Source organism: Pseudomonas sp. X10, from assembly GCF_054889225.1.
The window spans coordinates 4,675,471-4,689,255 of the sequence record NZ_CM142677.1 but is presented as its reverse complement, the minus strand read 5'-3'; the positions used below and the strand labels follow the sequence as shown (position 1 = coordinate 4,689,255).

The 13,785-nt window shown below is 63.8% G+C and carries 11 protein-coding genes; 1 reads left to right on the top strand and 10 read right to left on the bottom strand.

Annotation, left to right across the window (positions count from 1 at the left end):
• Positions 1 to 3: 3 nt before the first annotated feature.
• From ACYU03_RS21410 to norR, 10 genes are all read right to left on the bottom strand, one after another.
• A complete protein-coding gene (locus tag ACYU03_RS21410; protein WP_461886624.1) occupies positions 4 to 1,341 on the bottom strand; it encodes an OprD family porin in 1,338 nt (445 codons plus the stop codon).
• Between the two features lie 206 nt (positions 1,342 to 1,547).
• Positions 1,548 to 1,772, bottom strand: coding sequence for a hypothetical protein (locus ACYU03_RS21405; protein WP_461886623.1), 225 nt, complete (start codon positions 1,770 to 1,772; stop codon positions 1,548 to 1,550).
• Positions 1,773 to 1,901: 129 nt separating this feature from the next.
• Positions 1,902 to 3,311, bottom strand: a complete 1,410-nt coding sequence (locus ACYU03_RS21400) for a heavy metal sensor histidine kinase (RefSeq protein ID WP_461886622.1) — start codon at positions 3,309 to 3,311, stop codon at positions 1,902 to 1,904.
• Positions 3,286 to 3,960, bottom strand: coding sequence for a heavy metal response regulator transcription factor (locus tag ACYU03_RS21395; RefSeq protein ID WP_461886621.1), 675 nt, complete (start codon positions 3,958 to 3,960; stop codon positions 3,286 to 3,288). Before ACYU03_RS21395 ends, ACYU03_RS21400 begins: the two co-directional genes overlap by 26 nt.
• 9 nt (positions 3,961 to 3,969) lie before the next feature.
• Complete coding sequence (locus ACYU03_RS21390) at positions 3,970 to 7,062, bottom strand: multidrug efflux RND transporter permease subunit (protein ID WP_461886620.1); 3,093 nt, start codon at positions 7,060 to 7,062, stop codon at positions 3,970 to 3,972.
• Complete coding sequence (locus ACYU03_RS21385) at positions 7,059 to 8,219, bottom strand: efflux RND transporter periplasmic adaptor subunit (protein WP_461886619.1); 1,161 nt, start codon at positions 8,217 to 8,219, stop codon at positions 7,059 to 7,061. The genes ACYU03_RS21390 and ACYU03_RS21385 overlap by 4 nt, the downstream gene beginning before the upstream one ends.
• Before the next feature lie 195 nt (positions 8,220 to 8,414).
• The gene (locus ACYU03_RS21380; RefSeq protein ID WP_461886618.1) at positions 8,415 to 9,161 is read right to left on the bottom strand and encodes a YkgJ family cysteine cluster protein; all 747 of its coding nucleotides are present in this window, start codon (positions 9,159 to 9,161) and stop codon (positions 8,415 to 8,417) included.
• Positions 9,158 to 9,469 carry a hypothetical protein gene (locus tag ACYU03_RS21375; protein ID WP_461886617.1) on the bottom strand — a complete coding sequence of 104 codons (312 nt, stop codon included), beginning with the start codon at positions 9,467 to 9,469 and terminating at the stop codon, positions 9,158 to 9,160. The genes ACYU03_RS21380 and ACYU03_RS21375 overlap by 4 nt, the downstream gene beginning before the upstream one ends.
• 91 nt (positions 9,470 to 9,560) lie before the next feature.
• A complete protein-coding gene (locus ACYU03_RS21370; protein ID WP_461886616.1) occupies positions 9,561 to 10,460 on the bottom strand; it encodes a chemotaxis protein CheW in 900 nt (299 codons plus the stop codon).
• Positions 10,461 to 10,552: 92 nt separating this feature from the next.
• A complete protein-coding gene (gene norR, locus ACYU03_RS21365; protein ID WP_461886615.1) occupies positions 10,553 to 12,103 on the bottom strand; it encodes a nitric oxide reductase transcriptional regulator NorR in 1,551 nt (516 codons plus the stop codon).
• Between the two features lie 156 nt (positions 12,104 to 12,259).
• Here norR and hmpA point away from each other — a divergent pair, with 156 nt between their 5' ends.
• Positions 12,260 to 13,438, top strand: coding sequence for an NO-inducible flavohemoprotein (gene hmpA, locus ACYU03_RS21360; protein ID WP_461886614.1), 1,179 nt, complete (start codon positions 12,260 to 12,262; stop codon positions 13,436 to 13,438).
• Positions 13,439 to 13,785: the final 347 nt, after the last annotated feature.

Genomic DNA, 13,785 nt, shown 5'->3' with positions numbered 1-13,785 from the left:
AGATCAGAAAACGTTCAATGGGTAGTCGACGATCACGCGATACTCGTCGACATTGTTGTCGACCTGCGCGTAGCCCTGGCCGACTCGGTGGCTGGCCCAGCGCAGCAAGACCGAGAGGTCTTTCAAGCTGCCTTCCTGGAACACGTACTGCACGTCGAGGTCGCGCTCCCAATGGCGGGCGTTCTTGCCCTCGGCGTTGTACCAGCCGCTGTAGCCCGAACTGTTCTGGTCGGCCTTGGTCATGTCCATCTCGCCGCGCGAGTAGGACAGGCTCGAGGTCAGGCCGGGCACGCCCATGCCCGCGAAGTCATAGTCGTACTGCAGCTTCCAGGAGCGCTCGTTCGGGCCATTGAAGTCCGAGTACATCCGCGAATTGTCGAGGAACACGCTGTCGCCCAGGTTGATGTAGTCGAACGGGGTGTTGCCGTTGACCCGCTGGTAGGCGGCGGTGACGCTGTGATAGCCGGCATTCACGGTGAAGTGCAGGCTGTAGGTGTTGTTGTCGATGCGCCCGAGCAGGGCCTGGCCGGTGTCCTGGGTGTGGTAGTAGTGCGCGCCCGGGTTGAGGCTGACCAGGTCGTTGACCACGTAGGTGTAGTCGAAGTCGACGTAGTACTGGTTCCAGATGTCTTCGAGTTCGGCCGCGTACAGGCTGCTGGTGAAGTTTTCGCTGCCGCTCCAGGTGCCGCCGGCCCAGTTCAGGTGACGACTCTTGCTGCCTTCGGGCAGGTCGCCATAGTACGTGTCGATGCGCCGGTGGCCACTTTGGTTGTAAGGCTTGGTGAAGCTGGCCTGGCCACCTTCGAGCAACAATCCATCGATGCTGTTGTTGGTCAGGCTGACGCCGCGAAAGGTTTGCGGCAGCATGCGCGATTCGCCGCCGGCGATCACCGGGTTGTTGAGGAACAGGTCGCCTGCCTTGAACTCGGTGTCGAAGGCCTTGATCTTGACTGCGGCCCCAGCGGTGGAGAATGAGTCCGGTGCCTTGCCGTAGTCGTAGCCGGGTTTGTTCGTCTTGTTGAACGGCAGGATACTCGTGCCTGCGGTGCCGCCACCACCATCGAGCTTCAGGCCCAGCATGGCATGGGCATCGATACCGAAACCGACGGTGCCCGGGGTGTAGCCCGATTCGAAGCGAGCGATGAAACCCTGGCCCCATTCGCGGCTGTCGCGGTTGCCACGGTCGAGTTGGTTGCGGTTGAGGTAGTAGTTGCGGGCGTGCAGGTTCAGGGTCGAGCCTGCAATGAAACCTTCGGCCTTTTCTTCGTCGGCCTGGGCGGTGAAGGGAATAGTTGCAGCCAATGCAACGAACAACGGGGTAAAGCGCAAAGCAGTGGACACCGGTACAAGCTCCTTTGATCTGTCGGTGGGCCAGTTTTTATTCTCTGGAACGCTAATGCTTCATGAAAAACGTACCAGCCTGGCTGGTATTTTCGGCACATAAAAAAAAGCCGCTGATTGGCAGCGGCTTTCAAAGACTAACACATCGTCGCATGACGCGAGCAATGCGGTAGTCGAGGGAGCAGGGAGAAGAACAGAACGGCAGATCAGCTGTCGGCATTGTCGTCGGCGACAACCTTGGAAGCGGTCTGCTGCACCTCTTTTACCGCATCGGCACGTTGTGCGGCATAGGCCTCGCGAGCGTGCTGGTGAGTCGCGGCGAGTTCGGCGTTACGGGCAACGAAGGCCGGCGATTCTTCAGCCATGGCCAGGGGCGACAACAACAGGGAAGACAGGACGAATACGCTGGCAACACCCATACTGTTGGACATTTGAAACAACCTTCTTGCAGAGCAAGTGCTAATTAAGACAGGTGTAAATTAGTCCGAAGTTAGGCCGTGAAACAGCGCCGAGTTGGAGAAGAACTGTTGCTAAAACGGTAACAATTGTCGAGAAAAACGTCAGGCTTTTACCGGAAACCCGCGTAATTGACAGCTCGGCAAGCGGATGCCGAAGGTGTTGGCGCCACCTTCGCTGTGGACGAAAACACTGCCGCCGTGCATCAGGGCGATGGCCTTGACGATCGCCAGGCCCAGCCCGTGGTTGCCGCCACCGCTGCTGCGGGCGGCGTCGACCCGGTAGAAGCGTTCGAACAGCAGCGGCAGGTGCTCATCGGGAATCGCAGGGCCGGGGTTGCTCACGGCGATGCTGACCTCTTCGGGGCCCCCATCGATACGGACCTGGATGACCTCCTGCGCGGCGGTGTGCTGCACGGCATTGTTCAGCAGGTTGATCAGCGCCCGGCGTAGCTGCGCCTTCTCGATCGGCGCCTGGGCGTCGCCACTGACCTGCACGCTGACTTGGGCGTCTTCGAGGATGTAGTCCAGGTAGTCGAGGGTGGTGGCCACTTCTTCGGCCAGTGAGGCACTGGTCAGCGCGGTAGCCTTGCTGCCTTGGTCGGCGCTGGCGAGGAACAGCATGTCGTTGATGATGCTACGCAGGCGTTCCAGCTCCTCCAGGTTCGATTGCAGCACCTCGAAATAGTGTTCGGCGCTACGCCCGCGAGTCAGGGCGACCTGGGTCTGGCCGATCAGGTTGGTCAGGGGCGAGCGCAGTTCATGGGCGACGTCGGCGTTGAACGCCTCCAGTTGCGAGTAGGCTTGGCTGACGCGGTCGAGGGCGACGTTGAAGGCGCCGGCGAACTGGGCCAGTTCCGGTGGCAGGTCGTGGGTCTGCAGGCGCCCGTCCAGGCGCGGCGGCGCCAGGGCCTGGGCTTCGGCTGACAGGGCCAGCAGTGGACGCAAGCCGACTCGGGCCACCCAGTAGCTGAGCACCGAGGCCAGCAGCACCCCCAGCACGGCCAGGCCGACAATGGCCACCAGCAGGCTGTGCTGGGCTTGCCAGAATGTCTCGGTGTCGATGCCGATCAGAAAGCGCAGCGCCGGGCGCGATTCCAGTGGCGGCAGTTCGCTGACCAACACCTTGTAGGGGTAGGGGCTGTCGCTCAGGCGCAGGTCGCGCATGCCTTCCGGCCCCAGGGCGAAGTGGCGGACTCCGGCGTCCGGATCGCCATACTCATAGGCCGGGTCGTCGCTGACCACCCAGAAGCGGATACGCCGGTCTTCTTCGCTGAGCAGGTTGAGCTTGTTGTGGATCTTGGCCCAATGCTCGAGGTTGCCGAAGCGGTTGAGGGTCGACTCCAGCACGCTGAAGCGCGCATCCAACTCCGCCGCCGGCAGCAGGTCTAGGCTGCGGTCGACCTGGCGGTACAGGGCAGTGCCGATTAGCAGGAACACACCCAGGGCGACCAGGATGAACAGCCCGCTCAGGCGCAGGGCGATGGAGTTAGTCGGCACGGTTTTCCAGTACATAACCCATGCCTCGGATGGTGTGCAGCAGCTTGTTTTCGAAAGGACCGTCGAGCTTGGCGCGCAGGCGTTTGATAGCTACCTCGACGACATTGGCATCGCTGTCGAAGTTGATGTCCCAGACCAGCTCGGCAATGGCGGTCTTGGACAGGATTTCCCCTTGGCGCCGGGCCAGCACCGTGAGCAGCGAGAACTCCTTGGCGGTCAGTTCCAGGCGCTGGCCTGCGCGGCTGGCCTTGCGGCTGATCAGGTCGACCCAGAGATCGCCCACCTGGATCTGCAGCGGCTCGTGGCTGGCGCTGCGGCGGGTCAGGGCTTGCAGGCGGGCGACCAGCTCAAGGAAGGAGAATGGCTTACCCAGGTAGTCGTCGGCGCCTTCACGCAGACCGTGAATACGGTCCTCGACCCGTTCACGGGCGGTGAGCATGATCACCGGCGTCTGCTTGCGCGCCCGCAGCGCCCGCAACACGCCATAACCGTCCAGGCCGGGCAGCATCACATCGAGGACGATCACCGCATACTCGCTTTCCAGGGCCATGTGCAGGCCGTCTACGCCGTCCCGGGCCAGGTCGACGGTGAAGCCCTGCTCGCTGAGGCCGCGATGCAGGTAGTCGGCGGTTTTTTCTTCGTCTTCGATAATCAGCACACGCATGGTCGGCTCTCAACTGGCAGTCGGCGCAGCCGCCTGAGCGGCTTGACGGCGGTGGAACAGGCGCTCCAAGGCCAAGTATATGACCGGGGTGGTGAACAGCGTCAGGGCCTGACTGACCAGCAGCCCGCCGACTACGGCGATACCCAGTGGCTGGCGCAGCTCTGCACCGGCGCCGAAGCCGAACATCAGTGGCACGGCGCCGAGCAGCGCGGCCAGGGTAGTCATGATGATCGGCCGGAAACGTGTCAGGCAGGCCTTGTGGATCGCCTGTTCGGGCGTCAGGCCCTGGCGCCGCTGGGCTTCCAGGGCGAAGTCGATGAGCAGGATGCCGTTCTTCTTGACGATGCCGATCAGCAGCACCACACCGATCAGGCCCATGATGGTGAAGTCCTGGCCCATCAGCCAGAGCAGCACCAGCGCGCCGAGGCCGGCCGAGGGCAGGGTGGAGATGATGGTCAGTGGATGGACGAAGCTCTCGTAGAGCACGCCGAGGATGATGTACACCGCTACCAGTGCGGCGAGGATCAGCCAGGGCTGGCTGGACAGCGAGCTCTGGAAGGCTTGGGCCGCGCCCTGGAAGTTGCCGACGATGGAGTCAGGCATACCCAGTTCGCGCTGGGTGCGTTCGAGGATCTTCACCGCATCGCCCAGGGCGACACCTGGGGCCAAGTTGAATGACAGGTTGGCTGCTGGGAACAGGCCGTCATGGCTGATCGACAAGGGCCCGGTGCTGGGCGGGGCAACCTTGGCCAACGCCGACAACGGCACCATCTCGCCCGTGAGTGGCGAGCGCAGGTAGAAGTAGTTGAGGCTCTCGGCCTTGCCGCGCTGGCGGACGTCGAGTTCGAGGATCACCTTGTATTGGTTGGTCTCGGTCTGGAACTCGCTGATCTGGCGCTGGCCGAAGGCGTCGTACAGGGCATGATCGACGTCGGTGGTGGTCAGGCCGAAACGGGCGGCCGCCTGGCGGTCGATGTCGATGTGGGTGACGCTGGCGCCCAGTTGCAGGTCGTTGGACAGATCGCGGAAGGCCGGGTTCTCCCGCAGGCGGTCAGTGAAACGCTGGGTCCAGAGGTTCAAGGCCACGCCGTCGTTGCTTTTGAGCACGTACTGGTACTGGGTACGGGTGGGGCCGGAGCTGAGGTTGATGTCCTGGCCGGCACGCATGTAGAGGACCACGCCGGGCACTTCGGCCAGCTTGGGCCGCAGGCGGTCGATCAGCTCGCTGGCCGAGACATCGCGGTCGCCACGCGGCGTGAGGGCGATCCAGAAGCGGCCGTTGGCGATGGTCTGGTTGCTGCCGGTCACGCCCACGGCGTGGGAAAAAGCACGCACCGCCGGGTCGGCCTCGATGATCTTGGCCAGGGCCTTGTGCTTCTCGATCATGGCCGGATAGGAAATATCGGCCGCCGCCTCGGTGGTGCCAAGGATGAAGGCGGTGTCCTGCAGGGGGAAGAACCCCTTGGGAATGGCGATGTAGCCGGCCACGGCCAGGGCCAGGGTCAGGCCGAACACGCCGAGGGTCAGGCGCTGGTGGGCCAGGGCGCGGTCGAGGAGCTTCTCGTAGTCGGCCAGTAGGCGCTGACCGAAACCGCCATGGTGCTCCGTGGGCGAGCGGCGCATGAACAGGGCACAAAGGGTCGGTGCCAGGGTCAGCGACACTACCACCGAGATCAGGATGGTGGAGGTGGCCGTGAGGGCGAACTCCTTGAACAGGCGCCCAACCACGCCACCCATGAACAGTAGCGGGATGAACGCAGCGATCAGCGAGAAGCTGATCGAGACCACGGTGAAGCCGATCTCGCCAGCGCCCTTGATCGCTGCGATACGGCTGTCTTCACCAGCTTCCAAGTGGCGGTGGATGTTCTCCACGACGACGATGGCGTCATCGACCACGAAGCCGACAGAGATGACGATGGCCACCAGGGTCAGGTTGTTCAGGCTGAAACCGAGCAGGTACATCAAGGCGCACGTGGCGATCAGCGACACACCGAGCACGCTGGACACTACGAAGGTGGCCGACCACTGGCGCAGGAACAGCGCCATCACCCCGATCACCAGGGCCACGGCGATCATCAGGGTCAGTTCGACCTCATGGAGGGAGGCGCGGATGGTCTGGGTACGGTCATTGAGCACCGAGACCTCGACCGAGGCCGGGAGCATCTGTTGCAGGCTGGGCAGGGCCGTGAGGACGCGGTCGACGGTGTCGACGATATTTGCCCCTGGCTGACGGAAGATCACCAGGTTCAGGCCTGGCTGTTCGCCGGACCAGGCCCTGACGTAGGCATTCTCGGCGCCGTTGATGACCTTGGCGACATCCTGCAGCTGCACCGGCGCGCCGTCGCGGTACGAAACGATCAGCCGGGCGTAGTCCTCGGGGTGGAACAGTTGGTCGTTGGCGGAGATAGTCGAGACGCTGTGCTCGCCGTACAGGGCGCCCTTGGCCAGGTTCAGGCTGGTCTGCTGGATAGCCTGGCGCAGGTCGGCCAGGGTCAGGCCGATGGCCGCCAGTTTCTCCGGCTGGGCCTGGACGCGGATGGCTGGGCGCAACTGGCCGGTGATGTTGATCAGGCCTACCCCTTCGATCTGGCTCAACTGCCGGGCCAGCAAGGTTTCGGCATAGTCGCTCAGCTCGTTGCCGGGCATCTGCGCCGAGCTGACGGTGAGCACCAGTACCGGGCTGTCGGCCGGGTTGACCTTGCGCCAGGTGGGTGGGCTGGGCATGTCCTGGGGCAGGCGCGCGGTGGCGGTGTTTATCGCCGCCTGGACTTCCTGGGCGGCGGTATCGATGTTCTTGTCGAGGGTGAACTGCAGGATCAGGTTGGTCGAACCCAGGGCGCTGCTGCTGGTCATCTGGGTCATGCCGGGGATGGCGCTGAACTGCACCTCCAGCGGCGTGGCCACGGAGGACGCCATGGTCTCCGGGCTGGCACCGGGCAACTGGGCGGTGACCTGGATGGTCGGGAAGTCGGCCTCGGGTAGCGGCGCCACCGGCAGGCGCGGAAAGGCGATGGCCCCGAGCAGGACCAGGGCGAAAGTCAGCAGCAAGGTGGCGATCGGGTGGTCGATGCACCAGCTCGAGAGCCCATTGCGATTGGTCATGGCTGGCTCCGGCGGTCAGCGACATCAGTGCTGGGTGGCACGTCGGGCGCGACTTCGACCTGTGCGCCGGGCCTGAGCCGCGACTGCCCATCGAGCACCAGGCGGTCGCCCACCTCGACGCCGGCGATGATGTTTAGCGTGCTGTCCTGGTAGAGCACCTTGACCGGCACGCTGCTGACCTTGTCGCCGTCCAGACGATAGACGAAATGCCCGTCGACGCCGCGTTGCACCACCGGTGGTGGCACCACCAAGGCGTTTTCGTCCACTGCCGTGCGCAGCTTCACCGTGACCAACTGGCCGGGCCACAGGCGCGCGTCGCTGTTGGCGAACTCGGCCTTGACCCGCACGGTGCCTGTATTGGCCGAGACCTGGTTGTCGATCAGCGCTAGGCGCCCTTCAGCGAGCAGGTTACTGTCGCCGTCATTGTCCAGGTACGCCTGGACCAAGGCCGGTGTCGGCGCCTTGAGCAGGGCCTGTAGGGTGGGCAGCATCTGTTGCGGCAGGGAGAACTCGATGGCGATCGGGTCGATCTGCGTCACGCTGAACAGGCCCTGAGCATCGCCCGAGCGCACCAGGTTACCTTCGTCGATATTGCGGATGCCGACCCGGCCTGTGACGGGCGAGCGCACCTGGGTATAGGAGAGCTGCACCTCGGCATTGGCGATGGCTGCCTGGTTGCCTTTCACCGTGGCCTGCAACTGGTGGTACAGGGCCTGCTGCTGGTCGAGGGTCTGGCGCGACACACCATTGTCCGTACTGAGCAGGCGGTAGCGCTTGAGATCGATCCCGGCCACCTGCAACTGCGCCTGGCTCTGGCCCAACTGAGCACGGGCCTGTTCCAGGCTGGCGCGGATGGCCCGGTCGTCAAGAGTGGCCAACAGATCACCAGCCTTGACCCACTGTCCTTCCTTGACCAGCACCTTGGTCAACACCCCTTCGACCTGGGGTCGCACCTCCACGCTGTGCAGCGACAGCACCGAGCCGATCGCGCTGATGTAGCGCGGGACATCCTGCTGGCCCACGCTGATCACCCGCACGGGGATGGCGGCTTGCGCCTGGGCGGTGGGCGCGCTCTGGCGCTGGGTCAGCCAGTAGGCCAGCGCCGCCAGGAGCAGGACGAGGGCGGCAAGAACGAGAGAGCGGGACGGACGTCGCATGCGGGTCGGGCACCGTAGCCGGAGGGAAGGGGAAGCGGTTCTCTATCATCAAGCTTATAGCGCTTGCATCAGGTCAGCAGCGTGACGCCAAGCTGACAGGCGTGACAGTTTCGGCTGTTTGATGGCCAAGTGCCAAGGCCTTGTGCTGGATCAATGTTGCGTTGGTCATTCCAGGACCTGGCCGGTCGCTGGCCATCAGAAGCCGATGAAGGCGTAGTAGGCGGGAGTTTCGCTGGTGATATGCATGCCGTGGGATTGCAGGCCCTGGCTCAGTTCCGGGTCCTGTACATGCAGCGTCCAGGAGTAGGGGCTGTGTTCGGGCGGCCGCAGGAGCGCCGCCGCCAGGGCATCCATGTTCGGCAGGTAGGCGGTGAAACCATTGCCCTTGAGGGCGCTGGTGGTCATGCCCAAGGCCTGGCAGATGGCGACCTTGGCGGCGATGTCGTCACGGTCGGCCTGGCGCGACGCTTCGACCAGCGTCGCCAGCTGCGGGTCCAGCAATCGCTGGCCGAGGATCAGTTGCGGGCCGTTGTCCCAGGCTTCGCTCGGGCAATCCTTGTTCTCCGGGCGCAGCGGGATGTGCGGGTTGATCTCCACCGGGTAGATGCGGCAGACCAACGGGCGTGATTCGTAGATGGTGCAGCGGTCATCGGCGTCAAGGTTGCGGCAGCGGCCAGGATTGAAGGCGGCGAAGGTCACCGACACCTGGATCTCGCCCGTGCCGCAAGGTACGGCGTGGGAGCGGCGCAGGGCATGCTCGCGCTGTTCCTCAGGCAGCCCCGGACCGTTGATGAGGAAGGCTTCGGCCAGCACCACCACCTGGCCACCAGCCTCGGCCCATTGCCGGGTTTCTGCCAGCGTCAGGGGTACATGGTGGCCGGTGCAGCACTTGCCACAGCCGGTGCAGGCGAAACGGATGTTGTCTGCCTGTGCGCTGCTCACGGTGCCCCGACGGTCCACTCGCTGACGAAGGCGCGCTGGTGTTGTTTGTCATAAAGGCACAGTTCGGTGCCCGTACGCTTTTGCATGTGCGCCTGTGGATAACGTCCCTCGATCAGCAGGGCACTGTAGCCGACCTGGTCGTCGAACTCGGCAGGCTTGCCGCGGGCGTGGGCATCCTTCAGCTGGCTGGCGGCCAGGCAGGACTTGAGCATTTGTTTGCGATGCTCGTTCCAGGCCTGGGTGCTTGAGGCCTGCACGGCGCTGCTGAACAGGGCGCAGCCGAGCAGGGCGGAAATGAGAAATTTCATACGCGATACCGGCAAAACATCCAAGGGCAAGGGCGCGAATTATGCCCGAGTATTCGCGGCCTTCAAGACCGCGAGTTTGTCTCTGAATATATCAGGGTTCGGCAAAAGCAACGGTACGTGCCGCGACGACCAGGCAATCGGTCAGCTCCGGCGACGAGAACTTGGTCAGCACGGCGTTGGCGCCAGCGGCCCTGGCCTTCTCGCTGTTCATGGCGCTGTCCAGCGAGGTGTGCAGCAGCACGTAGAGGTGCCGGAAGTCCGGGGTTTCGCGCAGGGTCCGAGTGAAGGTATAGCCGTCCATCTCGGACATCTCGATGTCCGACACCACCACGTTGATTTCCTGGTCGGTGCCCTGCAGTTCGAGCAGGACATTGATGGCGTCCTTGGCACTGCGCGCGGTGTGGCACTCGATTCCCAAGGTGCGCAGGGTGTGCACCGATTGTTGCAAGGCCACCTGGCTGTCATCGACCACCAGGATGTTGGTGGCGGCGAGCACGGCGGCGTCCTCGCTGCTCAATTCGCTGGGCTGTACCTCGTGCGGGGGCGGGGCGATGGCGTGGATGACCTTTTCGATGTCCAGCACCTGCACCAATGTATTGTCGACGCGGGTCACGCCGGTGATGAAGGCCTTACTGCCCGAGCCGAAGGGCGGTGGCTTGATGTCGGTGCTGTGGCAATGAATGATCTTGCTCACCGCCTGGACGTGCAGCCCCTGGCGTGAGCGGCTGATGTCGGTGACGATCAGGCAGCCACCGTCCGGGTCGGCCAGGGGCCGTTCACCGATGGCGCGGGAGAGATCGATCACCGACAGCGAATGGCCGCGCAGGGTCGCCACGCCTTTCACGTGAGGGTGCGATTCCGGTAGCTTGGTCAGGGGAGGGCAGGGAATGATTTCGCTGACCTTGAGCAGGTTGATTGCCATCAGCTTGCCGCTGCGCAGGGTGAAGAGCAGCAGGGACAGCGAGTCCGCGCCGGCATTGTGCGAGGCCATAGGCAACCTTCAGAAGCGATGAATTAATGAGGATGCCGGGTTATCGACCTGGCGCGCCAAGGCTTTAACGCCAGGTGTTGATTATCCTGTGGTCAGCGCAGGCCAAGCCGGCGTGCCAGGCGGCTGAGGTTGGCGCGGTCGATGCCCAGTTCACGGGCGGCCCCGGCCCAGTTGTTCGGGTGGCGTTGCAGGCAGTCTTCGATCAGCCGGCGTTGATAGTCGTCCATGGCCTGGCGCAGCCCGCCTTCCGCCAAGGCCGGGGCCTGGGTTGGTTCTGGTGTGGGGGCGACAGGAGGGAGCACGCTGCGCAGGTCCAAGTCGTCGGCATCCAGGGTGAGGATGCGCGGGCGCTCCGGGTGCTGGCCGAGGGCCTTGAGCGCCGAGCGACCGATCAGGTGCTCCAGTTCGCGCACATTGCCTGGCCAGCTATAGGCCAGTAGCGCCGCCTGGGCTCCGGCACTCAGGCGCAGGCTGTTCAGTCCCATGCGCGATCGGTTTTGCTCAAGGAAGTAGCCGGCCAGCAGCAATACATCACGGCCTCGCTCACGCAACGGCGGGACTTGCAAGGGGTAGACGCTCAGGCGGTGATAGACGTCGGCGCGGTAACGGCCGCTGCGTACTTCTTCGGCCAGGTCGCGGTTGGTCGCGGCGATCAGGCGCACATCCACTTGGTGCTCGCGGTCCGAGCCTAGGCGCTGCAATTGCCCGCTTTGCAGTACACGCAGCAGTTTGGCCTGCACGGCCAAGGGCAGTTCACCGACCTCATCGAGAAACAGGGTGCCGCCGTTGGCCAGCTCGAACTTGCCGCGGCGTTCGCCATGGGCTCCGGTGAAGGCCCCGCGGACATGGCCGAACAGTTCGCTTTCCACCAGGGTGTCAGGCAAGGCCGCGCAGTTGAGGCTGATCAACGGCTTGTCGGCGCGGCCACTGGCCCGGTGCAGAGCCTGGGCGACCAGCTCCTTGCCGACGCCAGTCTCGCCAGTAATCAGCACGGTCAGGTCACTGCTCCCGACCAGCCGGATCTCTTCGAGCAGCCGCTTGTGCGCCTTGCTCTGGCCGATCAGCTCCTTGTGCTGTTGGCCGCTGGCCTGGCGGTAGACCTCGGCGCGCAGGTGCTCATCCTCGGCACGCAAGGCCAGGCGCTCGATGCGTTCGGCGACGTTGACCGTGGCGGCTGCGAGGCTGGCGAAGGCCTGCAGGGCATCCATTTCCAGTGGCTGGAATTGACCGGGCGTCAGCGCGTCCAGGGTGACCAGGCCCCAAGGCCGCTCACCGACGAACAGCGGGCAGCCCATACAGTCGTGCACTTCCAGGTGGGCGTGGGGGCCATTGACCAAGCCGTCATAGGGATCGGGCAGGTCGCTGTCGCTGGCGAAGCGGGTCGGCTCGCGGCGGCTCAGCAGGATCTGGAAACGCGGGTGCTCACTGACCCGGAAGCGCCGGCCCAGGGTATCCGCAGACAGGCCATCGACCGCGAGCGGTACCAACCATTCGCCGTCCAGGCGCAGCAAGGCAGCGGCGTCGCAGGGCAGCAGCTCGCGCATAGCCTGGAGCAGGCGGCGGTAGCGCTCATGGTCGGGAAGGTCGCGGGACAGGTCGCTGACCAGGGGCAGCAGGGCGGTGAGCAGGGGTTTCGCGGTCATAATGACTCCTATTGGTCTTTATGACTATAACTCTGTGCGTGTCGTTTTGACTCTTTAATTTATAAGTAATTGATTTTTAAGTATTTTATTTCTGGCACGAATACTGAAGTACCTATGGCAGTCCTTCAAGAAGCCCAAGGCTCAGGAGTTGCTGTAATGCTCAACGCCCAACAACGTGCAATCATCAAGGCCACTGTTCCTCTGCTGGAAAGCGGCGGCGAGGCCCTGACCACCCATTTCTACAAGATGATGCTCAGCGAGTACCCACAGGTGCGTCCGCTGTTCAACCAGGCTCACCAAGCCAGCGGCGACCAGCCGCGTGCCCTGGCCAACGGCGTGTTGATGTACGCTCGCCACATCGACCAACTGGAACAGCTCGGTGGCCTGGTCGGCCAGATCATTAACAAGCATGTTGCCTTGCAGATCCTCCCTGAGCATTACCCGATCGTCGGTGCCTGCCTGCTGCGCGCTATCGAAGAGGTGCTGGGCAAGGATATCGCCACCCCTGAAGTCATCGAGGCCTGGGGGGCCGCCTACCAGCAACTGGCCGACATCCTCATCGAAGCCGAGGAAGGCCTGTACAGCAGCAAGGCCGAGGCCGTTGGTGGCTGGCGCGGTGCCCGCGAGTTCCGCTTGGCCCGTCGGGAAGAGGAGAGCAGCGAGATCGTCTCCTTCTATTTCGTCCCGGTCGATGGCCAACCGGTGCTCAAGGCCGAGCCGGGCCAGTACGTTGGCCTGCAGTTGTTCATCGACGGGGTCGAGCAGCGCCGCAATTATTCGCTGTCGGCCCTGTGCGACGGCGACCAGTACCGCATCAGCGTCAAGCGTGAAGCCGGCGGCAAGGTCTCCAACTACCTGCATGAGCAACTGAAGCCGGGCGATACCCTGCAACTGTTCCCACCGTCGGGCGACTTCACCCTGTCCCAGAGTGACAAGCCGCTGGTGCTCATCAGTGGTGGCGTCGGTATCACCCCGACCCTGGCGATGCTCGAAGCGGCACTGGGCCACGAGCGCCCGGTGCATTTCATCCATTGCGCGCGCAACGGTGCCGTGCATGCCTTCCGTGACTGGATCGACGGGCTGGCCGCGCGTCACCCGCAGCTCAAGCGCTTCTATTGCTATGCCGAGGACGACGGCAGCTCGCAGGCTGACGCCGTAGGCCTGCTGAGCCAGGATCTGCTGGGCGAATGGATGCCCGGCGAGCGTGATGTCGATGCCTACTTCCTCGGACCCAAGGGCTTCATGGCGGCGGTCAAGCGCCATTTGAAAGGCCTGGGAGTGCCGGAGAAACAGAGCCGCTACGAGTTCTTCGGACCGGCTGCGGCGTTGGAGTAATAGCGGGTGTCATGGCCTCTAGGTGCATGCCTAGGGGCTTGTGGCGCTCTGGCGATCTCGCGGTGCATTGAGAGTTCTTCGGTGCCCTCAAGCCCCCGCGTGGGTGGCGCGTGATCTTGAGGGCGCTAACAAGGCTCAAGGCATGCGCTGTTGACTTGTTGCTTGCAGCTAGTCGCTTAAAGCTTGAAGCTTTAATCCTCCTTTAATCACTGTATCCTTCACTCCCGGATGTCGAGGGGCTTTGGCCTGCCTGACGCCCGGGTCGCTGCGTTTTTTCGCGGGTGGGGTTGAACCGCTGTGGTTTCGGTCGGTCCTAGCCACCTGCGGATAGGCCTGCGCAGCGCAGC